The organism is Halorhodospira halophila (assembly GCF_016653405.1).
GTDB classification, from domain to species: domain Bacteria; phylum Pseudomonadota; class Gammaproteobacteria; order Nitrococcales; family Halorhodospiraceae; genus Halorhodospira; species Halorhodospira halophila_A.
Genome location: NZ_NHSN01000017.1, coordinates 186,648 through 211,404 on the forward strand (window position 1 = coordinate 186,648; position 24,757 = coordinate 211,404).

The 24,757-nt window shown below is 67.5% G+C and carries 23 protein-coding genes; 12 read left to right on the plus strand and 11 right to left on the minus strand.

Features of this window, described 5'->3' with window-relative positions:
- Positions 1 to 2: 2 nt before the first annotated feature.
- Together CCR79_RS06845 and CCR79_RS06850 are read right to left on the minus strand one after the other, a co-directional pair.
- A complete protein-coding gene (locus CCR79_RS06845) occupies positions 3 to 1,250 on the minus strand; it encodes a S41 family peptidase (protein WP_201170172.1) in 1,248 nt (415 codons plus the stop codon).
- Positions 1,251 to 1,277: 27 nt separating this feature from the next.
- Positions 1,278 to 2,423, minus strand: coding sequence for a murein hydrolase activator EnvC family protein (locus CCR79_RS06850; protein ID WP_201170175.1), 1,146 nt, complete (start codon positions 2,421 to 2,423; stop codon positions 1,278 to 1,280).
- Between the two features lie 127 nt (positions 2,424 to 2,550).
- On the opposite strand from CCR79_RS06850, the gene CCR79_RS06855 reads away from it, so the two are divergent.
- Genes CCR79_RS06855 through CCR79_RS06865 form a run of 3 tightly spaced genes read left to right on the plus strand, consistent with a single transcriptional unit; the run spans position 2,551 to position 4,516 of the window.
- A complete protein-coding gene (locus tag CCR79_RS06855; RefSeq protein WP_201170178.1) occupies positions 2,551 to 2,991 on the plus strand; it encodes a rhodanese-like domain-containing protein in 441 nt (146 codons plus the stop codon).
- A 6-nt stretch (positions 2,992 to 2,997) separates the two neighbouring features.
- Positions 2,998 to 3,516 (plus strand): protein-export chaperone SecB, encoded by a 519-nt coding sequence (secB, locus tag CCR79_RS06860; RefSeq protein ID WP_201170181.1) that lies wholly within the window; start codon positions 2,998 to 3,000, stop codon positions 3,514 to 3,516.
- A 4-nt stretch (positions 3,517 to 3,520) separates the two neighbouring features.
- Positions 3,521 to 4,516, plus strand: coding sequence for an NAD(P)H-dependent glycerol-3-phosphate dehydrogenase (locus tag CCR79_RS06865; RefSeq protein ID WP_201170184.1), 996 nt, complete (start codon positions 3,521 to 3,523; stop codon positions 4,514 to 4,516).
- Between the two features lie 15 nt (positions 4,517 to 4,531).
- On the opposite strand, the gene glnG is transcribed toward CCR79_RS06865, so the two are convergent.
- From glnG to CCR79_RS06890, 5 genes are all read right to left on the minus strand, one after another.
- Positions 4,532 to 5,947: a nitrogen regulation protein NR(I) gene (glnG, locus tag CCR79_RS06870; RefSeq protein WP_201170186.1), complete on the minus strand. Its 1,416-nt coding sequence runs from the start codon at positions 5,945 to 5,947 to the stop codon at positions 4,532 to 4,534.
- On the minus strand, positions 5,940 to 7,013 hold the full coding sequence (glnL, locus tag CCR79_RS06875) for a nitrogen regulation protein NR(II) (RefSeq protein ID WP_201170189.1): 1,074 nt from the start codon (positions 7,011 to 7,013) through the stop codon (positions 5,940 to 5,942). The genes glnG and glnL overlap by 8 nt, the downstream gene beginning before the upstream one ends.
- Positions 7,014 to 7,176: 163 nt before the next feature.
- Positions 7,177 to 8,592, minus strand: coding sequence for a glutamate--ammonia ligase (gene glnA / locus CCR79_RS06880; protein WP_201170191.1), 1,416 nt, complete (start codon positions 8,590 to 8,592; stop codon positions 7,177 to 7,179).
- Between the two features lie 138 nt (positions 8,593 to 8,730).
- Positions 8,731 to 8,964: a sulfurtransferase TusA family protein gene (locus CCR79_RS06885; RefSeq protein ID WP_201170193.1), complete on the minus strand. Its 234-nt coding sequence runs from the start codon at positions 8,962 to 8,964 to the stop codon at positions 8,731 to 8,733.
- A complete protein-coding gene (locus CCR79_RS06890) occupies positions 8,951 to 10,015 on the minus strand; it encodes a tRNA (5-methylaminomethyl-2-thiouridylate)-methyltransferase (protein WP_201170195.1) in 1,065 nt (354 codons plus the stop codon). The genes CCR79_RS06885 and CCR79_RS06890 overlap by 14 nt, the downstream gene beginning before the upstream one ends.
- Positions 10,016 to 10,146: 131 nt before the next feature.
- Between CCR79_RS06890 and glyQ the strand changes: the two genes are divergently transcribed.
- Genes glyQ through CCR79_RS06910 form a run of 4 tightly spaced genes read left to right on the plus strand, consistent with a single transcriptional unit; the run spans position 10,147 to position 14,443 of the window.
- Entirely contained in the window at positions 10,147 to 11,061 is a 915-nt protein-coding gene (glyQ, locus tag CCR79_RS06895; protein WP_201170197.1) for a glycine--tRNA ligase subunit alpha, read from the plus strand.
- The gene (glyS, locus tag CCR79_RS06900) at positions 11,054 to 13,144 is read left to right on the plus strand and encodes a glycine--tRNA ligase subunit beta (protein WP_201170200.1); all 2,091 of its coding nucleotides are present in this window, start codon (positions 11,054 to 11,056) and stop codon (positions 13,142 to 13,144) included. The genes glyQ and glyS overlap by 8 nt, the downstream gene beginning before the upstream one ends.
- 10 nt (positions 13,145 to 13,154) lie before the next feature.
- Entirely contained in the window at positions 13,155 to 13,700 is a 546-nt protein-coding gene (gmhB, locus tag CCR79_RS06905) for a D-glycero-beta-D-manno-heptose 1,7-bisphosphate 7-phosphatase (protein ID WP_201170203.1), read from the plus strand.
- The gene (locus CCR79_RS06910) at positions 13,697 to 14,443 is read left to right on the plus strand and encodes a lysophospholipid acyltransferase family protein (RefSeq protein ID WP_201170206.1); all 747 of its coding nucleotides are present in this window, start codon (positions 13,697 to 13,699) and stop codon (positions 14,441 to 14,443) included. The genes gmhB and CCR79_RS06910 overlap by 4 nt, the downstream gene beginning before the upstream one ends.
- A gap of 66 nt (positions 14,444 to 14,509) precedes the next feature.
- Here CCR79_RS06910 and gyrB read toward each other — a convergent pair whose 3' ends face one another.
- The 4 genes from gyrB to dnaA form a co-directional block, all read right to left on the minus strand.
- Complete coding sequence (gyrB, locus tag CCR79_RS06915) at positions 14,510 to 16,933, minus strand: DNA topoisomerase (ATP-hydrolyzing) subunit B (RefSeq protein ID WP_201170209.1); 2,424 nt, start codon at positions 16,931 to 16,933, stop codon at positions 14,510 to 14,512.
- A 58-nt stretch (positions 16,934 to 16,991) separates the two neighbouring features.
- On the minus strand, positions 16,992 to 18,041 hold the full coding sequence (gene recF / locus CCR79_RS06920; RefSeq protein WP_201170212.1) for a DNA replication/repair protein RecF: 1,050 nt from the start codon (positions 18,039 to 18,041) through the stop codon (positions 16,992 to 16,994).
- 5 nt (positions 18,042 to 18,046) lie between these two features.
- On the minus strand, positions 18,047 to 19,147 hold the full coding sequence (dnaN, locus tag CCR79_RS06925; RefSeq protein ID WP_201170215.1) for a DNA polymerase III subunit beta: 1,101 nt from the start codon (positions 19,145 to 19,147) through the stop codon (positions 18,047 to 18,049).
- Between the two features lie 220 nt (positions 19,148 to 19,367).
- The gene (gene dnaA / locus CCR79_RS06930) at positions 19,368 to 20,717 is read right to left on the minus strand and encodes a chromosomal replication initiator protein DnaA (protein WP_201170217.1); all 1,350 of its coding nucleotides are present in this window, start codon (positions 20,715 to 20,717) and stop codon (positions 19,368 to 19,370) included.
- Positions 20,718 to 20,943: 226 nt separating this feature from the next.
- On the opposite strand from dnaA, the gene rpmH reads away from it, so the two are divergent.
- From rpmH to mnmE, 5 genes are read left to right on the plus strand one after another with little or no spacing between them, the layout of a single operon-like run.
- Entirely contained in the window at positions 20,944 to 21,084 is a 141-nt protein-coding gene (gene rpmH / locus CCR79_RS06935) for a 50S ribosomal protein L34 (RefSeq protein WP_011814026.1), read from the plus strand.
- A gap of 19 nt (positions 21,085 to 21,103) precedes the next feature.
- Positions 21,104 to 21,472, plus strand: a complete 369-nt coding sequence (rnpA, locus tag CCR79_RS06940) for a ribonuclease P protein component (protein ID WP_201170220.1) — start codon at positions 21,104 to 21,106, stop codon at positions 21,470 to 21,472.
- The gene (gene yidD, locus CCR79_RS06945; protein WP_201170223.1) at positions 21,457 to 21,690 is read left to right on the plus strand and encodes a membrane protein insertion efficiency factor YidD; all 234 of its coding nucleotides are present in this window, start codon (positions 21,457 to 21,459) and stop codon (positions 21,688 to 21,690) included. Before rnpA ends, yidD begins: the two co-directional genes overlap by 16 nt.
- Positions 21,691 to 21,696: 6 nt before the next feature.
- Entirely contained in the window at positions 21,697 to 23,349 is a 1,653-nt protein-coding gene (gene yidC, locus CCR79_RS06950) for a membrane protein insertase YidC (protein ID WP_201170226.1), read from the plus strand.
- The gene (gene mnmE / locus CCR79_RS06955; RefSeq protein ID WP_201170229.1) at positions 23,307 to 24,716 is read left to right on the plus strand and encodes a tRNA uridine-5-carboxymethylaminomethyl(34) synthesis GTPase MnmE; all 1,410 of its coding nucleotides are present in this window, start codon (positions 23,307 to 23,309) and stop codon (positions 24,714 to 24,716) included. Before yidC ends, mnmE begins: the two co-directional genes overlap by 43 nt.
- Positions 24,717 to 24,757: the final 41 nt, after the last annotated feature.

Here is a 24,757-nt window from a genome sequence, read left to right on the forward strand (position 1 = left end):
GCTCAACGCCCCTCGAACACGCGCAGCCCCTTGAGCAGGTTCAGCGCCTCGCTCAGGACATAGTCATCCTGGGCCAGCTCCGCCGCCTGCTCGGCGTCATCGGCATCCGCCGGGGTATCCGGAACGACCTCGGCCTCCCGCTCCGCGGCCTCGGCCAGACGCAGCTCCTCGACCACGATATCCGGCTGGATCCCTTCGTCCTGGATCGAGCGGCCCTGCGGGGTGTAGTAGCGGGCCGTGGTCAGTTTCATAGCGGCCCCGCCGAGCGGCATAACGCTCTGTACCGAGCCCTTGCCAAAGCTCGCCCGACCCATGACCACGGCGCGTCGATGATCCTGCAGCGCGCCGGCGACAATCTCCGAGCCCGAGGCCGACCCGCGATTGATCAGCACCACCATCGGGGCACCGCGGGCCCGGTCCACCGGCGTGGCCTCGAAGCTCATGCGCGCCTGGGGCATGCGCCCTTCGGTGTAGACAATCCGCCCCTCGGTGAGAAAGGCATCGGCCACGGCCACCGCCGGATCGAGCACCCCGCCGGGATTGTTGCGCAGATCGAGGATGAGGCCGTGGAGACCGCCGCCGGCCTCATCGAGCAGGCGGTCGAGGGCGGGATAGAGGTCACTGGCGGTGCGCTCCTGGAACTGACTGATGCGCACGTAGCCGTAGCCCGGCTCGAGCATCCGGGCGCGCACGCTCTCCACCTGGATGGTGTCGCGCTCAAGCTCGAAGGTGCGGGTCCGGCCCTCTTCGTCCGTGCGCCGGATGGTCACCTCCACCGCGGTGCCCGGCTCACCGCGCAGACGCTGCACCACATCGTTGAGGCTGTTGCCACGCACGGGCTCACCGTCGATGCGCAGCAGCACGTCACCAGCCTGCAGGCCGGCCCGAGTTGCCGGCGTGTCGTCGATGGGGGCGACCACGCGGATCTCGCCATCCTGCCGGCTGAGTTCCAGCCCGACACCACCAAACTCCCCACGGGTACCCTCGCGAAGCTGCTCGAGTTCGCGCTCGTCGAGGTAGCTCGAGTGGGCATCGAGCTCGGAGAGCATGCCGCGGATGGCGGCGCGGAATAGATCCGCATCCTCCACTTCGTCGACGTAGTCGCGCTTGATCCGGCTGTAGACCTCGGTAAGCAGCTCCAGCTCGGCCATGGGCAGGTCGTCATCGACCTCCGCCGGCGGCGCGGCGGCGGCACCGCCGATACACAGCGCGAGCAGGGCAGCGGCCAGGGTCAGGCTCCAGGATTGCATTGCAGCTCCTTCATCGGGCCGGCGGACTCAGCGTAGCCAGCTCAGCGGATTGCGCGGCTCGGCCCCCTCGCGGATCTCGAAGTAGAGCCCCGGATCCCGACGGCTGCCGCTGTTGCCCACGGTGGCGACCAGGTCACCGGCCTCGACCCACTCGCCGACGTCCACATAGAGCGATTCTGTATGGCCGTAGAGCGTCAGATAGCCATCGCCGTGATCAATAATGGCCAGCAGCCCGTGGCCACGCAACCAATCACTGAAGACCACCCGGCCCGGCGCCACGGCGTGGACCTCATCGCCCGTATCGGCGGCGATCACGACGCCGGTGCGCTGCAGACCACCAGCCCGGGCCTCGCCGAACGCCTCGGCCACCTCGCCCTCCACCGGCCACGGCAGCCGCCCCTGCGCCTCGCTGAAGGCCTCCACCTCGGCAGCCTCTTCCGGCACGTCGGCAAGGCGTTGGCGCAGATCCTCAAGGAGCGCCTCCTGCTCGGCCACCTCGGCCTCCAGGGACTCCGCCTCGGCCCCCCGCTCGGCGATGCGCGCCTCCAGCTGCTCGCGCCGGGCATCGCGCTCGGCGCGTTGCTCGGCCAGGGCCTGGCGCTCCTCGCGCGTCGCCTGCTCCAGGCGTTCAAGCTCGGTCAGTTCGGTGCGGAGCTCCTCGCGCAGGGCCGCCAGACTCTGCAGTTCCGCCATGGCCGCCTCGATGTGCCCGGCCCGCGCCTCGTTGAAGTAGTCGTGGTAGACCAGCAGACGCTGGACTGCGGCCGGGTCCTGCTGGTTGAGCAGCAGGCGCAGGGGATCGTCGCCACCACTGACATAGGCAGCAACGATCTGCCCGGCGAGGGTCTCGCGGTGGCGGCCGAGGCGCTCGGCCTCCGCCTCGTAGTCCTCGCGCAGCTCCGCCACCCGCTCGCGGGCATGGGCGCGCTCCTCACGCAGGCGTTCCAACTCGCGGGCCGCCTCCGAGACCGCCCGCTCCAGCCGCGACAGCTCCTCCTCGACCTCGTCGCGCGCGGCCCGATCCGCCGCAAGCTGCTCCTGGATCGTCTCGAGATCGTCGCGCAGGGCCTCGAGCTGCTCGCGCTCGCTTTCGTAATCCGCCGACGACGCACCGGCGAGCGCCATCAGTACGACACCCATCGCCAGACCTGTGCGCGGTCGCCTTGCGGCCATGCCCTTCTCCACTGCCTTACCACGGATCGCCCATGGTAGCGCGATCACGCCGTCCGGACCTGCAGGCACCGCGGACGGCTGGTATCATCCCCGCCTTGATCCCGGTGACAGAGGCACGGCAGCGTCCATGCAGGAATTCCTCGAATTCGCACAAAACAATTGGGGCCTGGTGCTGGCCTTCGTGCTGATCCTCGGCTGGTGGATCGGCGGAGAGCTCTTCCACTGGTACAGCGGCGTAAAGATGATCGACGCCGAGACCGCCACGCGAATGTACAACCGTGAGTCGGCCCGGTTCATCGACATGCGCCCGCGCAAGGAGTTCGACGGCGGGCACCTGCCTGGCGCCTTTAGCCTGCCCGAGGCCGAGTTCGATCAGCTGATCGACAAGCTGCGCAAAGAGGCCGACGGTGATCCGCCGCTGATCGTCTACGATGATCAGGGGCCGCAGGCGGCACGGGTCGGACGCAAGCTGCGCAAGGCCGGGTTCTCCCGCGTCTACCGGCTCAAGCACGGGCTGCGGGCCTGGCAGGGCAGCGGGTACCCGATGGAGAACGTCAAGAAGGGGTAAGGGACGATGGCAGAGAACAACGGCAACGGCAGCACCGGCGCCACCGACGCGGGTCAGCGGCAGCGCTTCCAGATCGCCAAGATGTACCTGCGCGATGTCTCCTTCGAGGCGCCGAGCGCCCCGGAGGCCTTCCGCGACGAGTGGAAACCGCAGCTGGACGTGGAGCTGGGCACCCGCCACCAGCCACTGGGCGAAAACACCTACGACGTGGTCCTGACCGTCACCGTGACCGCGCGCAACAACGAGCGCACCGCCTACCTCTGCGAGGTCAAGCAGGGCGGGGTGTTTCGCCTCGAGGGCTTCCCTGAGGCCGATATGGAGCGGGTGCTCGGTGCCTACTGCCCCGCGCAGCTCTTCCCCTTCGCGCGAGAGGCGATCAACGACCTGGTGGTCAAGGGCGGATTCCCGCAGCTGCTTCTGGCCCCGGTCAATTTCGAGTCGCTCTACCAGCAGCAGAAGCAGCGCCGTGAGCAGGGCAACGCCGACAGCGCCCCGGCCGGCGAGCAGGACGGGGGGAGGGCGTAACGCCGTGGCGACCATCGCGGTACTGGGCGCCGGGGCCTGGGGCACCGCCCTGGCCTCGGTGCTGGGTCGCAATGGCCACGCGGTTCAGCTTTGGACCCGCGACGCCGAGCACGCCGCGGCGATCAACGCCGAGCGGGTCAACCGCCGCCATCTCCCCGACTGTCCGCTGCCGCAGAGCCTCGCTGCTACGGCCGATCTGGACACGGCCCTCGCCGGTACCGAGTGGCTGCTGATCGCCGTCCCCAGCAGCGCCTTCCGCGGCCTGATCGAGCGCCTTGCGCCCTATCGCCCCGGCAAGGTGGTCTGGGCCACCAAGGGGCTCGAATCGGAGTCCGGCGGCTTCCTGCACGGCGTCGTCGAGGGCGTCCTCGACCCGACCCCCGCTATGGCGGTCATCTCCGGGCCGAGCTTTGCCGCCGAGGTTGGACGCGGCCTGCCCACCGCGATCACCGTAGCGGCCACCGATTCGGACCTGGCCGCCGAGGTCGTCCACGCCTTCCACAACGACCGCTTCCGGCCTTACTCGAGCACCGACATGATCGGCGTCGAGCTCGGCGGGGCGGTGAAGAACGTGCTCGCCGTGGCGACCGGCGTCAGCGACGGACTCGGGCTCGGCGCCAACGCCCGCGCCGCGCTCGTCACCCGGGGGCTGGCCGAGATCTCGCGCCTGGGCGCCGCCCTCGGCGCCGATCCACAGACGCTCATCGGTCTGGCCGGGATGGGGGATCTGCTGCTGACCTGCACCGACGATCAGTCGCGCAACCGGCGCTTCGGCTTCGCCCTGGGGCAGGGAGCCGACGTGGATCGTGCGCTGGCCTCGGTGGGTAGCACCGTCGAAGGCGCACGCACCGCCGCCGAGCTGCACACCCTGGCGGCACGGCACGGGGTGGAGATGCCGATCTGCAACATGGTCTACCGGGTCGTCGGCGGGGATACCCCGCTTGAGCAGGCCGTACGCGAACTCATGGAACGAACGCCCAAGGCGGAGTTCGATGACTGAGCGGCCACCGCCGAGTCAGTCCATGCCGAGTTCCTTGATCTTGCGCGTCAGCGTATTCCGCCCCCAGCCGAGCAGGCGCGCCGCTTCCTGACGGTGGCCGCCGCTGCGGCTCAGCGCGGCACGGATCAGGGCGCGCTCGAAGCGCGGCAGGGCCTCGTCGAGCAGGTGATCCCCGCCACCGTCCAGGGCCTGCTCGGCCCAGCGGGCCAGCGCTGTCTCCCAGTCCCCGCCATCCGCCGCCCCGCCGTCACCACCGCCAGTGCTGCGCGCCCCGCGCAGGTCCGCCGGCAAGTCCTCAGGGACGATCTCCTGGCCGCTGGCCATCACCGTCAGCCAGCGGCAGGTATTCTCCAGCTGCCGGACGTTGCCCGGCCAATCGAGCTGCATCAGCTCGCGCTCGACGTCCGGATGCAGCGCCTTCGGATCAACGTTGAGTTCGCGCGCAGCGGCCGCCAGGAAACGCCGCGCCAGCGCAGGAATGTCCTCGCGCCGCTCGCGCAGCGGCGGCAGCTGGATGCGGATTACGTTCAGGCGGTGGTAGAGATCCTCGCGGAAACGCCCCTCGGCCACGCGCTGCTCCAGATCCTGGTGGGTGGCCGCGATGATGCGCACGTCCACCTTCATCGCAGTGTGGGCGCCCACCCGATAGAACTCCCCGTCGGCAAGCACCCGCAGCAGGCGGGTCTGCAGGTCAGCCGGCATGTCGCCGATCTCGTCGAGGAACAGGGTGCCGCCATCGGCCTGCTCGAAGCGTCCGCGCCGGGTCTGCTGCGCCCCGGTGAACGCGCCCTTCTCATGACCGAAGAGTTCCGACTCCATCAGGTCGTGGGGGATCGCGGCCATGTTCAGGGCCACGAAGGGCCCGCCGGCGCGCGGACTGTGCCGGTGCAGCGCACGCGCCACCAACTCCTTGCCGCTGCCCGATTCACCGGTGAGCAGTACGGTCACGCTTGAGCGGGACAGCCGGCCGATGGCCCGGAAGACCTCCTGCATCGCCGGCGCCTCGCCGAGGATGTCGGCCGAGCCCTCGGTACTGGCTTCCGCGGCCGAACCCCTGCGCCGACTCGCCACAGCGCGGCCAGCCAGATCCACCGCCTCGTCCACGTCGAACGGCTTGGGCAGATACTCAAAGGCGCCGCCCTCGTAGGAGCTGACCGCCGCATCCAGGTCCGAGTAGGCGGTAATCACGATCACCGGCAGCTGCGGCGAGGTGCTCTGTACCCGCTGCAGCAGATCGTGACCGCCGATTCCGGGCATGCGCAGGTCGGTGATCAGCACGTCGGGCTCTTCCCGGTACAGCGCCTCCAGCGCCGCGTCGCCGCTCTCGAAGGTGTGGACCCCAAAGCCGGCGCGGCGCAGCGCCTTCTCCAGCACCCAGCGGATGGAACGGTCGTCGTCCACCACCCATACCTGCGATTCGGCCTCAGTCATTTTCCGTCTCCATGGGCAGCCAGATGGTGAACACCGTACGCCCCGGCTCGCTAACGCACTCGATCAGACCACCGAGGCGACTGATCAAGCTCTGGGCGATGGGCAGGCCCAGGCCCGTGCCCTCGGGGCGCGAGGTGACCATCGGATAGAAGATCTGCTCCTGCTGATCCAGGGGAATCCCCGGTCCGTCGTCGATGATGTCGATGCGGGCCACCAGGCGGTGGGGCTTGTCGGCGATGGTGAACTGGCGCTGTGTGCGCGTGCGCAGGGTGATGGTGCCACCCGGGCCGGCAGCCTGACGGGCGTTGCGCACCAGGTTGAGCACCGCCTGGACCAGATGGTTGTGCTCGGCGCTGACCGGCGGGATGCTGGGATCGTAGTCGCGCTCAAGCACAATCGGGCCACCATCCTCGCGATTCTCGGCGTCCTCGGCGATGACCAGGGAACGGACGCGCTCGAGGACCTCGTGGATGTTCACCCACTCCGCCCGCGCCGGCGCATTGGGGCCGAGCAGGGCATCAACCAGCTGCTGCAGGCGGTCGGCCTCGCGGATGATCACCTGCGTATACTCGCGCTGATCGCGCTCGGGCAGCTCCGCCTCGAGCAGCTGCGCCGCGCCGCGCAGGCCACCGAGCGGATTCTTGATCTCGTGCGCCAGCCCACGTATGAGCTCTTGCACGGCTCGATTCTGCGACAGCAGGTGCTGCTCGCGCGTGATCCGGGCGTGCCGGTCAACCTCGGCGATCTCGATGAGCACCCGATGCGCCGACAGCGGCGTGATGGTGCAGTCGACGGTCACCGGGTGATCGTCGCGCACTGGCAGGCGGCGCTCGCGCTGGGTGTAGGCACCGCCAGTGCGCTGGGTCTGGCGGATGAGTCCCTCGAGCAGCTCCGCACCGCGCAGGGCCGAGGCAAGGGGCTGGCCCAGCACCTGCCGACTGCTAACCCGGAACAACGTCTCGGCGGCGTGGTTAACGTGGAGGATGCGCACCTGATCATCCACCAACAGCACGGCGGTCGTCAGTTCCTCGAGGATCTGCGAGTGGTCGCGCTCTTGTTCGTCCATGTCCATCCCTGTGCAAAGGCCGGGCCACCCCGACGGTCCCGCGTGGACCCGGTGCGGATGCGCCCATGATCAGGCAACCATTGCACCATCCTGGTGCAATGCAATAAAAAAGGGCGGCAGCCATCCGGCCCCGCCCCATGGATGCAGCATCCGCCCGAAGGGCTCAGACGCTGTAGTACATGTCGAACTCCACCGGATGGGTGGTCATGCGCAGACGGGTGACGTCGTCCATCTTGAGGTCGATGTAGGCGTCGATCAGGTCGTCGGAGAAGACCCCGCCCTGCTTGAGGAACTCCCGATCGTTGTCCAGCGCCTCCAGCGCCTCGTCGAGCTGGAAGGCGACCTTGGGGATCTCCTTCTCCTCCTCCGGCGGCAGGTCGTAGAGGTCCTTGTCCATCGCCTCGCCGGGGTGGATCTTGTTGCGGATGCCGTCGAGACCGGCCATCAGCATGGCGGCGAAGGTCAGGTACGGGTTACCGGTGGGATCCGGGAAGCGTACCTCGATACGCCGCGCCTTGGGGTTGGCCACGTAGGGCACCCGCACCGAAGCGGAGCGGTTGCGCGCCGAGTAGGCGAGCAGCACCGGCGCCTCGAAGCCCGGCACCAGGCGTTTGTAGCTGTTGGTCGAAGCGTTGGCGAAGGCATTGATCGCCTTGGCGTGCTTGATGATCCCGCCGATGTAGTAAAGCGCCTCCTCAGAGAGACCGCCGTACTGGTCGCCGGCGAAGATGTTGTTACCGCCCTTGGAAATCGACTGGTGGACGTGCATACCGCTGCCGTTGTCACCCACCAGGGGCTTGGGCATGAAGGTGGCGGTCTTGCCGTAGGCGTGGGCAACGTTGTGCACGCAGTACTTGAGCGTCTGCAGCTCGTCGGCCTTCTTGACCAGGGTGCGGGCGGCGACACCGATCTCGCACTGCCCGGCGGTGGCCACCTCGTGGTGGTGGACCTCCGGCTCCAGGCCCATCTCTTCCATGGCCTGGCACATGGCAGCGCGGATGTCGTGCAGCGAGTCCACCGGCGGGACCGGGAAGTAACCGCCCTTCACGCCGGGGCGGTGGCCGATGTTGCCATCCTTGTAGACCCGCTCGGAGTTCCAACCGGCTTCCTCCGAGTCAATCTTGTAGAAGGTGCCGCTCATGTCGGCGCCCCAGCGGACATCGTCGAAGACAAAGAACTCCGGCTCGGGACCGAACAGCGCGGTGTCCCCCAAACCGGTGGAGGCCAAATACGCCTCGGCGCGCCGGGCCACCGAGCGCGGATCGCGGTCGTAGCCCTGCAAGGTGCTCGGCTCGAGGATGTCGCAGACCAGGTTCAGGGTGGGCTCATCGTAGAAGGGGTCGAGGGTCGCGGAGTCGGGATCAGGGAGCATGATCATGTCCGACTCCTGGATCCCCTTCCAGCCCTGGATCGAGGAGCCGTCGAACATGGAGCCGTGCTCGAACAGATCCTCGTCGACCTGGGAGGCGGGCAAGGTCACGTGCATCTCCTTGCCGCGAGTGTCGGTAAAGCGAAGGTCGACGAATTTGACGTCTTCGTCCTCGATCAGCTTGAGGACATCTTCTCCGGTACGCGCCATAAGCTCACAGCCTCTGCGTGGGAAACAATGGGGCGGGGCGTGCGCCCGGAGGGTGCATCAACCCCGCAGCCGCGCCTTATTGTGGGGCATTTCGCGCCCCGACGCACCTGTGGCGTGGTGCTACGGCCGGCATGGGCTTCACGCCCCACCGACCCGGATGCGGATCCGGTGCTCATCGCCGCTGGGCTCGGTGGCGATGACCTCATGACCGTGGACCCGGCACCAGGCCGGGATGTCCTCGAGGGCACCAGGGTCGGTGACCACCACCTCCAGCTCATCGCCGGCGACCAATCGTGCCACCTGGGCCTGGGTGCGGATCACCGGCAGCGGGCAAAGCAGATGGCGGCAGTCGAGCTCGTTATCCGTCGCCATGATCGCCTCCCACGTACCACGCGTCGGGAACATTCTCCGGCGCCATCGGAGGCACGGCGAGCGATTGCACGTTGCCCTCGGTATCCTCGAGTTCCAGATCGACTCGTTCGGCATTCCGCCCGGAAGAGTAACGAGCCACCAACCGTGCCGCCAGCTCCAGGTCGTGCTCGTCCCAGGTGCCGTCGATCAACGCCACCGGACCGCCGTGGCTGATCGTGCGCAGGTGCGGATAGCGGCGCTTGTAGCCCTGCAGAAAGCGGGTCTCACCGGCCTCACGGGCGATGATGAGCTTGAAGTGCTCGCGCGGGCGCAGATGACGGCCCACCTTGAGTAGCATGATGTCGTCCAGGTCGTACTCACGGGAACCGCGCGCCTGCCAAAGATCGGCCAGCTTGGCCGAGTAGCTGGCATCGGTCAGAAAACAGCAGCCGCCGGCGGGCTGCGCCCAGGCCTCGATGCCCAGGCTGCGCGCCAGCGCGAACTGGGGCTTGCGCGAGCGGCCATGCAGGTCGTGGAGGCGCTCACGATCCACCCAGCCCTCGCGCTCGGGCCGCGTCGGCTCCAGAAGCTTCGCCGAGAGCGGACGCAGGAGCAGGTCCTCGACCTCGGCATCCCGGGTGATCACCGGCAGCTTGTCCCGGGTCTGGGACTTGGGCCGCTGGCCGATCACCTCGCCGGTGACGATGAAATCGAAGCCGTTGGCCTCGATCCACTCGCGGGCCTTACGCACCATGAACACCTTGCAGTCCAGGCAAGGATTGAGATTAGCGCCGTAGCCGTAGCGGGGGTTGGTGAGGACCTCCTTGTACTCCTCGATGACATCGACGATGTGTAGCGGCATACCCAGCTGCTCGGCCACCCACAGGGCGTTGTTGCGCTTGGGCCGTTGCTGATCCTTGCTGCGAATGGCGTGGGTGTGGCCCTCGACGCAGAAGCCGGTGTAGAAATTGATCCCCTCCACGTGGACACCCTGGTCCTGGACCACGCGGGCGGCCAGCATGGAATCGAGACCCCCGGAGATGAGCGCGACGGCTTTCGGTTGCTCGGGCATGACACGCAACTGTATCGGAGTGGAGGGAGAATTCTACCAAAACGGTCGTTGAGCCCGTGCAAGTGCCCGGACCGGATCGCTATACTGCGCCGCTACTGCGCACTGAGCCGACGGGATCAACGGAGGCGAGCTTGGCCGAGCTACCGCGGGATTTTCAGGAACTCATCCTCAACCTGCAGCAGTACTGGGCCCGACAGGGCTGCGTGGTGCTGCAGCCACTGGATATGGAAGTGGGCGCGGGGACCTTCCACCCGGCGACCTTCCTGCGCGCCATGGGCCCCGAGCCCTGGCACGCCGCCTACGTCCAGCCGTCACGCCGGCCTACGGACGGGCGCTACGGTGACAACCCCAACCGCCTGCAGCATTACTATCAGTTCCAGGTGGTTCTTAAGCCGTCGCCGGCGGATTTTCAGGAGCGCTACCTCGGCTCGCTGGAGCAGCTCGGCATCGACCCGCAGATCCACGACATCCGCTTCGTCGAGGACGACTGGGAGTCACCGACCCTCGGGGCCTGGGGCCTGGGCTGGGAGGTCTGGCTCAACGGCATGGAGATCACCCAGTTCACCTATTTCCAACAGGTGGGCGGACTCGACTGCCGGCCAGTGATGGGCGAGATCACCTACGGGCTCGAGCGCATCGCCATGTATCTGCAGAACGTGGAGAGCGTCTACGACCTGATTTGGACGCACACCGATGCGGGGCCGGTCACCTACGGCGACGTCTTCCTGCAGAACGAGCGCGAGCAGTCGGCATACAACTTCGAGCAGGCCCCCGTGGAGGCGCTGCTCGAGGCCTTTCGGCACCAGGAACAGGAGTGCCAACGCCTGGTCGAGGTAGGGCTGCCGCTGCCGGCCTACGAGCAGGTCCTGAAGGCCTCGCACACCTTCAACCTGCTCGACGCACGGGGCGCCATCTCGGTCACCGAGCGCCAGGGCTACATCCTGCGGGTGCGCAATCTGGCCCGCACCGTGGCGCAGGGCTACTACCAGTCGCGCGAGGAGCTTGGCTTTCCGCTGCTGCAGGATAAGGAGTCCACCCATGGCTGAACGCCGCCCCCTGCTCATCGAAATCGGTACCGAGGAACTGCCGCCGAAGGCCCTGCAGCGGCTGATGACCGCCTTCCGGGATGACCTCGCCGGCGCCCTGGAGGAGCAGCGCCTGCAGCCGCAGGGGGTGCAGGCGTTCGCCACCCCGCGGCGACTGGCGGTGCGCATTGAGGCCGTGGACACCCGCCAGGCCGACGAACGGATCGAGCGGCTCGGGCCCCGGCTTGACGCCGCCCAAGATGCCGATGGCAATCCCACCAAGGCTGCAGAGGGGTTTGCGCGCTCCTGCGGCGTCAGCGTCGAAGACCTGGAGAGCGTTGACACCGACAAGGGCCCACGGCTGGTCTGGCGCGGGGTCCAACCGGGCGAGGCCGCCGAGGCGATCATCCCCGGGCTGGTGGAGACCGCGCTCGGAAGACTGCCGATTCCCAAGCGCATGCGCTGGGGCAGCGGCGAGGTCGAGTTCGTACGGCCCATCCACTGGACGGTGGCGCTGCTCGGCGAGGCGGTGATCCCCGGTAGCATTCTCGGCATTCCCACCGGGCGGACCACATATGGCCACCGCTTCCACGGCCGGGGTCGCAGCGGGATCGACCTCCCCGAGCCCGGCGTCTACGAGCAATTGCTCGAGGAGGAAGGACGGGTCGTGGCGGACTTCGCCGATCGTCGGCGTCGCGTCGAGGCGGGTGTGCGCCAGGAGGCCGAGCGTGCCGGCGGCACACCGGTGGGTGACGAGGCGCTACTCGACGAGGTGACGGGCCTTGTGGAGTGGCCGGTGGCACTCTCCGGCGACTTCGACCAACGCTTCTTGGCGATGCCCGAAGAGGCCCTCATCTCCAGCATGCAGGGACACCAACGCTGCTTCCCGGTGCGCGGTGCCGAGGGCCGACTGCTGGCAAGCTTCATCACGGTGGCCAACATCGACAGCCGCGACCCGCAGCAGGTCCGCCACGGCAATGAACGGGTGATCCGGCCCCGCCTGGCGGACGCCGAGTTCTTCTGGCGGCAGGACCGGCGCCTGCCCCTGGGCGAGCGGCTCGAGCAGCTGCAGCACGTAGTCTTCCACCGCCGCCTGGGCGATCTGCGCGCACGCAGCGAGCGAATCAGCCGTCTGGCGGAGCGGGTCACCGGGCAGATCGGTGCGGATGCCGATGCGGCAGGCCGCGCCGGGCTGCTGGCCAAGTGCGATCTCGTCACCGAGATGGTCGACGAGTTCCCTGAGCTGCAGGGGATCATGGGTGGCCACTACGCGCGGGCCGACGGCGAGGGCGAGGCCGTGGCGGCGGCCATCGGCGCCCACTATCGGCCGGCCTTTGCCGGTGATGCCCTGCCTCACACGCCGGAGGGGCAGGCTGTCAGCATCGCCGACCGCATCGATACCCTAGTCGGCATCTTCGCCGCCGACGGCCCGCCCTCGGCGGACAAAGATCCCTTCGGCTTGCGCCGGGCGGCCATCGGCCTGCTCCGCTGCCTGATCGAGGGCGGCCATGACCTCTCGCTGCGCGAGCTGCTGGACACCGCCGCCGGGATGATCGCCGACGAGTGCGGGGTGGCGACCGACGGCATCGCCGAACAGGTCGCTGGCTTCTGTCACGAGCGGCTCCGGGGCTACTACGCCGAGCGGGGCTACGCCGCCGAGGTGTTCGAGGCGGTGGCCGCCGTCGAACCGGCTTCGCCTCTGGATTTCCACCGCCGCCTGGCGGCCTGTTCGGCGTTCCGCGAGCGCGCCGAAGCACAGACCCTGGGCGAGGCGAACAAGCGCATCGGCAATATCCTGCGCCGTGCCGGACTCGATCCTCAAACGCGGCCGGAGGCCGTGGCCGCCGGCGATGAGCCGGCCGAACAGGCACTGGCCGAGGCCCTGCGGGGGGCGTGGGCGGAGGCTCATCCATGCATCGAAGCGGCCGATTACGGCGCAGCGCTCACCGCTCTGGCAGGCCTGCACGAGCCCGTCGACCGATTCTTCACTGATGTCATGGTGATGGCCGACGACGAAGCGGTGCGCCAGCGCCGGCTGGAGCTCCTCGGGGCCGTCCGGCACGCCTTCCGCGCGGTGGCCGACCTCTCCCACCTGCCGGGCTGAAGCCGCCGTTATGCCGTGGCTCATCCTGGATCGGGACGGTGTCATCAATCGCGACTCCGAGGCCTTCATCCGGACCCCGCAGGAGTGGGTACCGATCCCCGGCAGCATCGAGGCCATGGCCCGGCTCAGCCGGGCCGGCTGGCGGGTGGCCATCGCTACGAACCAGTCCGGTCTGGCCCGGGGACTGTTCGACGCAGCGACCCTGGAAGCCATCCACGCTAAGCTCGAGCAGGCCGTCTCTGCAGCCGGCGGCTGTATCGATGCGCTGGCGTACTGCCCGCACGGTCCTGGGGACGGGTGTACCTGTCGCAAGCCGGCCCCCGGACTGTACCGCGAACTGGCCGAACGGCTGGAGGAGCGGCTCGAGGGCGTACCCGTGATCGGCGACTCGGCGCGGGACCTGGAGGCCGCCGCCGCGGTCGGCGCACGACCGATCTTGGTACGCACCGGCAAGGGCGAGGAAACGTTGGCGCGGGGCGGGCTGCCGCCGGGGACGGAGATCCACGCCGACCTGGCCGCAGCGGCGGCGCGTCTGCTCGAGGAGGAGGAACCATGACAATCAAGGGCGGCACTCCACGCGAGTGGCTGGGCAGCAGCCTACACCTGGCCTTGATGGCTGTCACCGCCCCGATCTGGACCGTGCTGGGGCTGCTTACGTATCCCCTCGGCTACTGGTCGCGCTACCGCTTTCTTAGCGCCTGGGGGCTGGTGGTCATCGAGTCGGCGCGCTGGTTGTGCAGCCTCGATTATCGGGTGCAGGGACTGGAGAACCGCCCCGAGGGAGCCGCGGTGGTCATGGCCAAGCACCAATCGGCGTGGGAGACGCTAGCCCTACTGAAGTGGTTCTCGCCGCAGACGTGGGTGCTCAAGGAGTCATTGCTGCGCATCCCATTCTTCGGCTGGGGACTGCGGCTGCTCGAGCCGATCGCCATCGACCGCCAAGCCCGCGGCACCGCACGGCAACAGGTGATCGAACAGGGCACGGATCGGCTGCGGCGCGGGCGCTGGGTCATTATCTTCCCGGAAGGAACCCGGATCCCGCCAGGGCAGAAGGGCCGCTACCGCAGTGGCGGTGCCGAGCTGGCCATCCGGGCCGGGGTCCCGGTGGTGCCGGTGGCGCACAATGCCGGCTCGTTCTGGGGCCGTAACAGCCCGCTGCGGCGCAGCGGGCGGATCGAGGTTGTCATCGGTCCCCCTGTGGCCACCCAGGGCCGCAGCGCCGAGGAAATCACCGCGGAGGTCGAGGCCTGGATCGAGCGGCAGATGGTGGAGCTGGAGGGCCGGCCCCCGGACGGATAACCGCGCCGGGGGCGGCAACGCCCCGGCGCGGCCGCCCCGCCGTGGTCGCCGGGAGCGACCGCGGTATTAGACGTCGAGGTTGGAGACCGCCAGTGCGTTGCGCTCGATGAAGTCGCGCCGCGGCTCCACGTGATCCCCCATCAGCGTGGTGAAGATCTCGTCGGCGGCCACCGCGTCGTCGATGGTCACCCGCAGGAGGCGGCGGGTCTCCGGATTCATGGTGGTCTCCCAGAGCTGATCCGGATTCATCTCGCCCAGACCCTTGTAGCGCTGAATGGTCTGCCCGCGCTTGGCCTCCTCCATGAGCCAATCCACCGCCTCGCGGAGGCTGGCGACCGGTCTCCGCCGCTCGCCACGGAGCACCTCGGCGCCTTCGTGCAGGAGACCGTCGAGCAGCGAGGCGAGGGCCTTCAGCGTCTCGTACTCCGCCGAGAGGAAGAACTGCGGGTTAAAACGGTACTCCTGATCCAGGCCGTGGCGACGCCGGGTAACGACGGCTTCCTGGAAGCCCCCGTCGGGGCCGCGCTGGACCGTCACGCGGTAACGCATGCTGGCATCGGTGGCGGCTTCCACCCGCTCGACCAGCTGTTCGAACCACGCCTGCATGGCCGCGGCATCGGTGATGTCGTCCTCGCCGCGCGGGGCCAGGGTGGTCATCTGCTCGAGGATGGCCGGATCCCAGCGCCGTGAGACGTGCTCGATCAGCTCCATCGCCTCATAGTAACGACGGGCCAGCCGACCCAGGGCCTCGCCGGTGATCGGCGGGGCACCACCGCCGGGGTGGAGGGCGGCGCCGTCAAGGGCCAGCTCCAGCAGGTAATCGGTCAGCTCGCGCTCATCCTTGACGTAGTGTTCCTGCTTACCCCGCTTGATCTTGTACAGCGGGGGTTGGGCGATGTAGACGTTGCCGCGTTCGACCAACTCACGCATCTGCCGATAGAAGAAGGTCAGCAGCAGGGTGCGGATGTGCGAGCCGTCCACGTCGGCGTCGGTCATGATGATGATCCGATGGTAGCGCAGCTTATCCGGATCAAAGTCATCACGGCCGATGCCACAGCCGAGCGCGGTGATCAGGGTGCCCACCTCGGCGGAGGAGAGCATCTTGTCAAAACGCGCCTTCTCCACGTTGAGGATCTTGCCCTTGAGCGGCAGGATCGCCTGGGTGCGCCGGTCCCGTCCCTGTTTGGCAGAGCCGCCGGCGGAGTCGCCCTCCACTAGATAGATCTCCGACTTGGCCGGGTCGCGCTCCTGGCAGTCGGCGAGCTTGCCGGGCAGACCGGCGATGTCCAGGGCGTCCTTGCGCCGGGTCATCTCGCGGGCCTTGCGCGCCGCTTCGCGGGCGCGGCTGGCCTGGATGACCCGCTCGGCGATGGCGCGAGCCTCCGGCGGGTGCTCGGCGAGGAAGGTCTGCAGCGACTCCGAGAGCAGGGATTCGACAATCCCCTTCACCTCGGAGGAGACGAGCTTGTCCTTGGTCTGCGAGGAGAACTTGGGATCCGGCGCCTTGACCGAGACCACGGCGGTCAGCCCCTCGCGGACATCCTCGCCGCTCGGAGTGGACTTGAGCTTCTTCAGGTAGCCCTCGGTCTCCAGGTAACCGTTCACCGTACGAGTCAACGCCCCGCGGAAGCCGGCCAGGTGGGTGCCGCCGTCGCGCTGCGGAATGTTGTTGGTGAAACAGAAGATATTCTCCTGGTAGGAGTCGTTCCACTGCATCGCCACATCCACGCCGACGCCGTCTCGCCAGGCGGTGACGTAGAACACCGTCGGGTGCAGCGGGGTCTTGTTGCGGTTGAGGTGCTCCACGAAGGCGCGGATGCCGCCGGTGTACTCGAAGACGTCCTCTTTCTCGGTCCGCTCGTCCTTGAGGACGATGCGCACCCCGGGATTGAGGAAGGAGAGCTCCCGGAAGCGCTTGGCGAGGATGTCGTAGTTGTACTGGACCTCGGTGAAGACGGCCTCAGAGGGCTTGAAGGTGATGCGCGTACCGGTCTGCTCGGTCTCCCCGACGACCTTGAGCGAGGTGACCGGAGCACCGTCGGCATACTCCTGCACGTGGACCTTGCCATCGCGCTCGATGACCAGCCGCAGGCGCTCGGAGAGGGCGTTCACCACCGAGACACCGACGCCGTGCAGGCCGCCGGAGACCTTGTAGCTGTTGTCATCGAACTTACCCCCGGCGTGCAACACGGTCATGATGACCTGCGCCGCGGGGACGCCCTCCTCAGCATGGGTGTCCACCGGGATGCCGCGACCGTTGTCGGTCACGGTGACGGAATGATCCGCGTGGAGGGTGACGGTGATCTCGGAGCAGTGTCCGGCGAGGGCCTCGTCGATGGAGTTGTCGAGGACCTCGAAGACCATGTGGTGGAGGCCCGTGCCGTCGTCCGTATCGCCGATGTACATGCCCGGGCGCTTGCGGACGGCATCGAGCCCGCGCAGCACCTGAATGCTCTCGGAGTCGTACTGCGGCGTAATCTCCGTGGTCATCGATGATTCAGCCTCTCAAGGGGTGCGTCTGGACCGGGGGTCCGGCCGTAAAACGGCATTATACCATCGCTGACAGGCTGCCTTCGCGTACGTCGTACCAGTGGCCCGGGGGCAGATTGACCGGGAGGGCGTCGCCGTCGATGGCGGTCAGGAAGATCTGGGTCGGCTGATCGGTCACGGTGTGCAGCACCGTGCGCAAGTGCACCGGATCGAGTTCGGCAGGCAGATCATCGATCAGGAGCAGGGGCGCCAGACCCTGGCGTGCCCAGAGCTGAACTTCGGCGACCAGCAATGCGACGACCAGCAGCTTCTGCTGGCCCCGGGAAAGGGCGTCGGCGGCAGGGATGCGCTCGCGGCTGAGTAGCAGGTCGGCCCGGTGCGGGCCGCGGTGGGTGAAACCGGCGGTGCGGTCGCGCTCGAGCTGCTCATCGAGGACATCCTCCCACGCGGCTTCGGCGGCAGCGCCCCGATAGTAGCGCAGCTCCAGGTTCTCCAGGCCGAGCCACTGGCGCGCCAGATCGGCCCACGTCGGGCGGAGGGCTTGGATGAAGCGGTGGCGGGCGGCATCGACGGCCGTCGCGCAGTGGATGAGCACAGGGGTCCAGGCTTGCTCGCTGCGGCGGTCACCAACCCGCAGGGCGGCGTTGCGCTGGCGCAGCGCGTGTTGGTAGCGCTGCGCCAGCGCGCGGTAGCCGGGCTCCAGGTGGAAGGTGCCCCAGTCGAGGAACTGGCGGCGGACCCGGGGTCCATCGAGCAGCAGGCGCTGGTGCTCGGTGTTGATCAGCTGCACCGGTAGGCGGGCTGCCAGCGCCGACCGGGTGCTGGCGTCGGCGCCGTTGAGACGCAGCCGGGTATGGCCGGGGGAGCGGGCCACCCCCAGGCGATCCTGGCCGCGGCCGGCGATGACCCGCGCCTCGTCCGCCCCCCAGCGGATCAACCGATCGCTCTGCCGGGTGCGGAAGGAACGAACCCGCGAGAGGAAGTAGATTGCCTCGAGCAGGCTGGTCTTGCCCGCGCCGTTGGGCCCGATCACCACGTTGACGTGAGGGTGGGGCCGCAGCTGGGTCTCATCCAGATTGCGGAAGCCGTGGACCTCCAGGCGTTCCATTCAGCTCAGAGCCGCATCGGCATCACGACGTAGCGGGCGTTGTCCAGGCCCTCCCCGCGGATCAAGCCGCTGCTGCTGGCATCGGTCAGGGTGACCTGCACGCGTTCGGTGTCCAGGGCGCCGAGGGCGTCGAGGAGGTAGTTCGCGTTGAAACCGAGCTCCACGGCGTCACCGCCATAGTCGACGCTGACTTCCTCCTCGGCCTCTTCCTGTTCGGGATTGTGCGAACCGATGCGAAGGGTGTCGCCCTCCACCGCAAAGCGGATGCCCCGGTATTTCTCGTTGGAGAGGATGGCGACGCGGGTCAGGGCCTGACGCAGGTATTGGCGGTCGATCAGCACGTGCTTGTCGCCGTCCTGGGGGATCACCCGATTGTAGTCGGGGAAGACACCATCGATGAGCTTGGAGGTGAAGCGCACCGATTGGAGGGTGACGCGAACGTGGTTGGTGCCGAATTCCAGGGTGGCGGATTCATCAGCGTCATCGAGCAGGCGCAAGAGCTCCTGGACACCTTTGCGCGGCACGATGACCTGCCGAGGTTGGGAGACGCTCACCGGGCTGTCGCTCTCGGCCAGGGCGAGGCGGTGACCGTCGGTGGCCACCGCACGCGCGCCGCTGCCGGTGAGCTCGAGGAGCAGACCGTTGAGGTAGTAGCGGACGTCGTGCTGCGCCATGGAGAAATGGGTGCGCTCGATCAGTTTGCGCAGCTCCGTGCGTGGTATATCGACGGACTCGGTTTGGCCGATGGACTCTACCTCGGGGAATTCGTCGGCCGGCAGGGTGGCGAGGGAAAAACGGCTGCTGGCGGCACGAAGCGTAGCGCGATCCTGGTTCGTTTCGATGCTGATCGAGGCACCTTCCGGAAGATTACGGCAGATATCCAGCCATTTCCGCGCAGGAAGAGTAATGACACCCTCGTCTTGGGTGTGAGCCTCGAGGTAGGCGACGAGTTCCACCTCGAGGTCGGTGGCGGTCAGCTGGAGCTGTTCCGGGCGTGCTTCGACCCGGATATTGCCGAGAACGGGCAGGGTCTGGCGGCGCTCGACGACCCCGACGATGGACTGGAGAGCGGCGAGCAGGGGTTCGCGTTGGACCTCGAAGCGCATGTTCGTCCTCGTTGGCTGTAATGACTGCTTAGGAAAAGAGAAAGCTTGTTGTTGTTATTGGCCCCGCGTCAACCTGTGGAAAGCGTTGATAAGGCACTGTCTGGGAAGGAACAAAGAGTTCACAACAAGTACCGGTGCCAGTGGTGTGCCACGTGTGGAAAACCTGGGGAGGAAAATGAGGCGGGAAAGCCTCCACGGGTTTTCCACAGCTTGCCCCCGGTTAAGTACTCAGGGTTCTCAACAGGTTGTCGTAGTCCTCGGCGAGGCGTGCATCGTCCTCGATCAGCGATTTGATGTTGCGGCAGGCGTGGAGGACGGTGCTGTGGTCGCGACCGCCGAAGGCGTCGCCGATCTCGGGCAGTGAGTGGGAAGTCAGTTCCTTAGCCAGGACCATGGCCATGTGGCGGGGCCGCGTGATGGACCGGCTGCGACGCTTGGAGAGCAGATCGCCGACGCGGATCTTGTAGTAGGCCGCCACGGTCTTCTGGATGTTGTCGATGGTTACTAGCTTGTCCTGGAGCGCGAGGAGGTCGCGCAGGGCTTCCTTGGCGAAGTCGACATCGATGGCGCGGCCGGTGAACTGCGCATTGGCGGTGATGCGGCGCAGGGCGCCCTCGAGCTCGCGGACGTTCGAGCGCAGGCGTTTGGCCACAAAGAAGGCGACTTCATCGGGGAGATCGACGCCGTCGCGGATGGCCTTGCTTTTGAGAATGGCGACGCGGGTTTCGAGTTCGGGTGGCTCAATGGCCACCGTGAGCCCCCAGCCGAAACGGGACTTCAGACGCTCTTCGAGGCCGTTGACCTCCTTCGGGTAGCGATCGCAGGTCATGATCACCTGCTGCTCACTTTCGAGCAGGGCGTTGAAGGTGTGGAAGAACTCCTCCTGTGAGCGCTCCTTGCCTGCGAAAAACTGGATGTCGTCGATGAGCAGGGCATCCAGGTTGCGATAATGGCGCTTGAACTCGTTGATCGCATTGTGCTGGAGCGCCTTGACCATCTCGGCGACGAAGCGTTCCGAGTGCAGGTAGAGGACGCGGGCCTCGGGGCGGGCCGTGCGGATGGCGTTGCCGACGGCGTGCATCAGGTGGGTCTTGCCGAGACCGACCCCGCCGTAGAGGAAGAGGGGGTTGTAGGCGCCGCCCGGGTTGTCGGCGACCTGCATGCTGGCAGCACGGGCAAGCTGGTTCGACTTGCCCTCGACGAAGGAATCGAAGGTGAAGCCGGGGTTGAGATTGGAGTCGACGGGTCGCTGTCGCGGTTCGGAGCTGCGCTGCGTGGACGCCTGCGCCGTACCGCCGGTGCTGCCCTGGCGCTGTTCCGGCGTGGGCGGGGAGCCGATCTCAAGCTCCACGCGCAGCGCTTCACCGGGACGGATCTCGGCGAGGAGTTCGCCGATGCGCGCGGAGAAGTTGTCGCGCACCCAATCGAGGACGAAGCGGTTCGGCGCATAGAGGCGCAGGGCGTCGCCCTCGAGCTGCGCCTGCAGGGGTCGAATCCAGGTGTTGAGCTGCTGCTCGGGGATCTCGCGCTCTAGCTGCTGAAGGCACGCGCTCCAGACCGAGTCGTCCATCGTGACGGCTACCTCGTTGTTCCGGGTGGTGGGCCGGGAAGGCCGGGGGTTGTGGACGACACAGTCTAAATGGGGGTCCGGAGGTTATCCACAGGTTTCCCCGGTTTTCCACAGCAACGCGGTGCGTCGCTGTAGCAATTGACAGGCCCTTGATGGCGAAGTAGATTCGCGGCTCACTGGCCGGAGGACGGCCTCCCGATCCCTTTCTATGAATGAGTCGTGAACCATGAAACGCACGTATCAGCCGAGTAATATCAAGCGTAAGCGGACCCACGGGTTCCGCGCCCGCATGGCCACCCGGGGCGGTCGCCTCGTGCTCAAGCGCCGCCGCGCCAAGGGGCGCAAGCGTCTGACCCCGACGGCCTGATCCGGGTCCCTGCTTCCTCTTGTCGGTCGACGAGAGGTTCCCGCGGGCCGCACGGCTGCTCCAGCGTGCGGAGTTCGAGGGAGTGCTCCGAACCCCGGAGTGGCGGGCGTCGAACCGCTACTTCCGCATCAGCGCGCGGCAAAATGGGTGCGGGCGCCCGCGGCTGGGGCTGGCCGTGCCCAAACGGGTACTGCGCCGGGCCACACAACGGCACCGAGTCAAGCGGATCATCCGCGAAAGTTTCCGGGTCCGGCAGGCGGCTCTGCCGGACCGCGATTTTGTGGTTGGGGTGCGCGGTGCCGTCGCCGAGGCGGACAACGCGACCCTTTTCAGCGCGCTGGAGGAACTCTGGGCGCACGCGCGGGGGCGGCCATGCGATGGCTCCTGATCGGGGTGATTCGAACCTATCAGTATGTGGTGAGCCCGTTTCTGGGGCCGCGCTGCCGTTTCCTCCCGACCTGTTCTGAATACGCCGCAGAGGCGATCTCCCGTCACGGTCCGTGGCGCGGAGGTTGGCTGGCGGTGAAGCGTCTGGGCAAATGTCACCCGTGGCATCCGGGCGGGCTCGACCCCGTACCGGAGCGCACCGACCGTACGCGAGAGTAGATCCCCATGGAGAATCAACGCCTCATCCTCCTGATCGCCCTGGCCGGGATCAGCCTGCTGTTGTACTTCGCCTGGGAGCGGGAGCAGATGGAACCCGCGGAAACAGTGGTGGAGGAACAGGAGGTCGAAGTCGACGACGAGGCACCGGATGCACCGTCCCGGGCCGAGGAGCCCGACGCCGGGGACCCGATGGCGGAAGGGGTCGTGGATCCGGACGAGGAGGATGCCAAGCGGGTGCGGGTGAGGACCGATCTGGTTGAGGCGGAGATCAGCACCCGGGGCGGTGACATTCGGCAACTGGATCTGCTCAAGCACCAGAAGGCTTCGGACGACCCGACGCCGTACCGGCTGTTGCGCGATGAGGGTGAACCGTTGTTCGTCGCTCAGGCGGGGCTCGGCGGCGATGGACCTGTACCAGGCCGAGACGCCCGCTACGAGGTGGAGCAGGAGGCGTTCGAGCTCGGCGAGGGTGAGGACACCGTCGAGGTTCCGTTGGTCTGGGAGCAAGACGGCGTCAAGGTGCGCAAGGTCTACACCTTCCGGCGGGACAGCTACCTGGTGGATGTCCGCCACGAGGTCGAGAACAACGCCGAGGCGGACTGGAGCGGGTTCCAGTTCATCCAGCTGCGTCGGCGGCCGGATCCGCCGGGCACCACGCCGTGGTACATCCACAGCTTCACCGGGGGGTCGCTGTATACGCAGGAGGATCGCTTTAGCCGGATCTCCTTCAGCGACATGGAGGACTCGGACCTGTCGCGGGACGTGCGTGACGGGTGGGCGGCCATGCTCCAGCATCACTTCCTCGGGGTGATGATCCCGGAGCGTGGCGAGACGTACCGTTACTACACGCGGGCACTCCCGCAGGAGACGTACCTGCTCGGCATGTCTTCGCCGTGGCTGCAGCTCGAGGCGGGGGAAAGCGGGCAGAAGACGAACCGGCTGTTCATCGGCCCGAAGGAGCAGGACCGGCTTACGGCGGTGGGGTCGGCGCTGGAGGTCGACGACCTGCGTCTGACCGTGGATTACGGGTTCCTGACCATCCTCGCCAACCCGCTGTTCTGGGCGTTGGATCAGATCGAAAACCTGGTCAAGAACTGGGGCGTGGCGATCCTGATCCTGACGCTGTTGATTAAGATCGCCTTCTATAAGCTCTCTGCGATCAGCTATCGCTCGATGGCGAAGATGCGCAAGGTTCAGCCGAAGATGCAACAGATCCGGGAGCGTTACTCGGATGATCGGCAGCAGATGAACCAAGCGCTGATGGAGCTCTACAAGAAGGAGAAGATCAACCCGCTGGGCGGCTGCCTGCCGATCCTGGTGCAGATCCCGGTGTTTATCGCCCTGTACTGGGTCCTGGTCGAGAGTGTCGAGCTGCGGCACGCGCCGTTCATGCTCTGGATCCAGGATCTGTCCAGCCGCGATCCCTACTTCATCCTGCCGTTGCTGATGGGCGCGAGCATGCTGGTGCAGATGAAGCTGAACCCGCCGCCGATGGATCCGATCCAGAAGCGGGTGATGCAGGTCCTGCCCTTCGTGTTCACCGGCTTCTTCATGCTGTTCCCGGCGGGACTGGTACTCTACTGGCTGACCAACAACATCCTGTCGATCGCACAGCAATGGTACATACTGCGTCAGGTGGAGAAATCCGACACAGCGTAGACGACGGCCGGCAGGCCGACACGATCTGTGCGATGGCGACCCCGTCCGGGCAGGGCGGGGTCGCTGTCGTTCGGGTATCCGGTCGGCGGGCACTGGCGGTCGCGGAAGCGGTGGCCGGTCCGCTGCCGGCGGCGCGGGAGGCGGCACTGCGGCGCTTTCGGGATGCGGCCGGGGAAGTGCTCGATCAAGGGCTGGTTCTGGTTTTCAAGGCGCCGGCGTCGTATACCGGGGAGGACGTGGTGGAGCTGCAGGGCCACGGGAGCCCTGCGGCGGTGGGAGCGATCCTCGGGGCGCTCTGCGCGGCGGGAGCGCGTCCGGCTGGGCCCGGGGAGTTCTCGGAGCGCGCCTTCCTCAATGGTCGGCTGGATCTGACGCAGGCCGAGGCGGTGGCGTCTTTGATCGAGGCGGAGACGGACAGCGCTCGTCGGGCGGCGCTGCGCGCTCTTTCCGGCGCTTTCGGGCAGCGGGTGGATCGGCTCGGGGAGCGCATGCTCGAGCTGCGGGCGCATGTGGAAGCCTTCCTGGATTTCCCGGACGACGAGGACGTGCCGGCCGATCCGCCGGAGCTCGGCAGAGAGGTTCGAGGTTTGCTGGGGGAGCTTGAGGAGATTCGGCGGCGTGCATCGGCAGGGGTCCGACTCGGCGATGGAATGCGGGTGGTGCTCATTGGGCCGCCGAACGCGGGGAAATCGAGCTTGCTGAACGGACTGAGCGGGGAGGAGGCGGCGATTGTCTCGGGTCGCGCGGGCACCACGCGGGATGTGGTGCGGCAGCGGGCGGTGATCGGGGCGAGGCGGGCGGAGCTGCTGGATACGGCCGGATTACGGCGTGCCGAGGAGCAGGACGAAATCGAGGCTGAAGGCGCCCGGCGTGCACGGGCGGCTGCAGCGGAGGCGGATCTGCTTTTAGTGGTTGTGGAGGCCGGTGGGGCGCTCGACGGGGAGCTGCGAGAGCGGCTGGAGGCGCAGGCGCCCGGGCCGGCGGTTGTGGTCTGGAACAAGATCGACGAGACCGGGGAGGCACCCGGGTGGGAAGAGGGTGGCGCACTCGGTGGGCACGTGTCGGTGGCGCGGGTCAGTGCGCGGACCGGGGCTGGCATGGAGGCGTTTCGCGACGGTCTGGAGTCGCTGGTGGCCGGCGAGGCTGGGGACGACGCCTGGGCGGCGCGGCAGCGTCATTTGGATGCGCTGGATCGGGCCGCCGGAGAACTCGAAGAGGCGCTGGGGGCAGCGACGCGGGGCGGTGAGGAAGAGCTGGTCGCGGAGGCCTTGCGTCGGGCGCAGAGCTCGCTGGGCGAGATTACAGGCCGCGTCAGCCACGAAGCACTACTGGATCGGATCTTCTCTGGGTTCTGCATCGGCAAGTAGTTCCACGTGGAACACTCCGGTTTTGGGGAGGGGAGCCCAGT

Bases quoted from the DNA above. Each gene is read 5' to 3' on its own strand.
- CCR79_RS06845 (WP_201170172.1), bottom strand. From the start codon at position 1,250: ATGCAATCCTGGAGCCTGACCCTGGCCGCTGCCCTGCTCGCGCTGTGT.
- CCR79_RS06850 (WP_201170175.1), bottom strand. From the start codon at position 2,423: ATGGCCGCAAGGCGACCGCGCACAGGTCTGGCGATGGGTGTCGTACTG.
- CCR79_RS06855 (WP_201170178.1), top strand. From the start codon at position 2,551: ATGCAGGAATTCCTCGAATTCGCACAAAACAATTGGGGCCTGGTGCTG.
- secB (WP_201170181.1), top strand. From the start codon at position 2,998: ATGGCAGAGAACAACGGCAACGGCAGCACCGGCGCCACCGACGCGGGT.
- glnG (WP_201170186.1), bottom strand. From the start codon at position 5,947: ATGACTGAGGCCGAATCGCAGGTATGGGTGGTGGACGACGACCGTTCC.
- glnL (WP_201170189.1), bottom strand. From the start codon at position 7,013: ATGGACGAACAAGAGCGCGACCACTCGCAGATCCTCGAGGAACTGACG.
- glnA (WP_201170191.1), bottom strand. From the start codon at position 8,592: ATGGCGCGTACCGGAGAAGATGTCCTCAAGCTGATCGAGGACGAAGAC.
- CCR79_RS06885 (WP_201170193.1), bottom strand. From the start codon at position 8,964: ATGGCGACGGATAACGAGCTCGACTGCCGCCATCTGCTTTGCCCGCTG.
- CCR79_RS06890 (WP_201170195.1), bottom strand. From the start codon at position 10,015: ATGCCCGAGCAACCGAAAGCCGTCGCGCTCATCTCCGGGGGTCTCGAT.
- glyS (WP_201170200.1), top strand. From the start codon at position 11,054: ATGGCTGAACGCCGCCCCCTGCTCATCGAAATCGGTACCGAGGAACTG.
- gmhB (WP_201170203.1), top strand. From the start codon at position 13,155: ATGCCGTGGCTCATCCTGGATCGGGACGGTGTCATCAATCGCGACTCC.
- CCR79_RS06910 (WP_201170206.1), top strand. From the start codon at position 13,697: ATGACAATCAAGGGCGGCACTCCACGCGAGTGGCTGGGCAGCAGCCTA.
- gyrB (WP_201170209.1), bottom strand. From the start codon at position 16,933: ATGACCACGGAGATTACGCCGCAGTACGACTCCGAGAGCATTCAGGTG.
- recF (WP_201170212.1), bottom strand. From the start codon at position 18,041: ATGGAACGCCTGGAGGTCCACGGCTTCCGCAATCTGGATGAGACCCAG.
- dnaN (WP_201170215.1), bottom strand. From the start codon at position 19,147: ATGCGCTTCGAGGTCCAACGCGAACCCCTGCTCGCCGCTCTCCAGTCC.
- dnaA (WP_201170217.1), bottom strand. From the start codon at position 20,717: ATGGACGACTCGGTCTGGAGCGCGTGCCTTCAGCAGCTAGAGCGCGAG.
- rpmH (WP_011814026.1), top strand. From the start codon at position 20,944: ATGAAACGCACGTATCAGCCGAGTAATATCAAGCGTAAGCGGACCCAC.
- yidD (WP_201170223.1), top strand. From the start codon at position 21,457: ATGCGATGGCTCCTGATCGGGGTGATTCGAACCTATCAGTATGTGGTG.
- yidC (WP_201170226.1), top strand. From the start codon at position 21,697: ATGGAGAATCAACGCCTCATCCTCCTGATCGCCCTGGCCGGGATCAGC.
- mnmE (WP_201170229.1), top strand. From the start codon at position 23,307: ATGGTACATACTGCGTCAGGTGGAGAAATCCGACACAGCGTAGACGAC.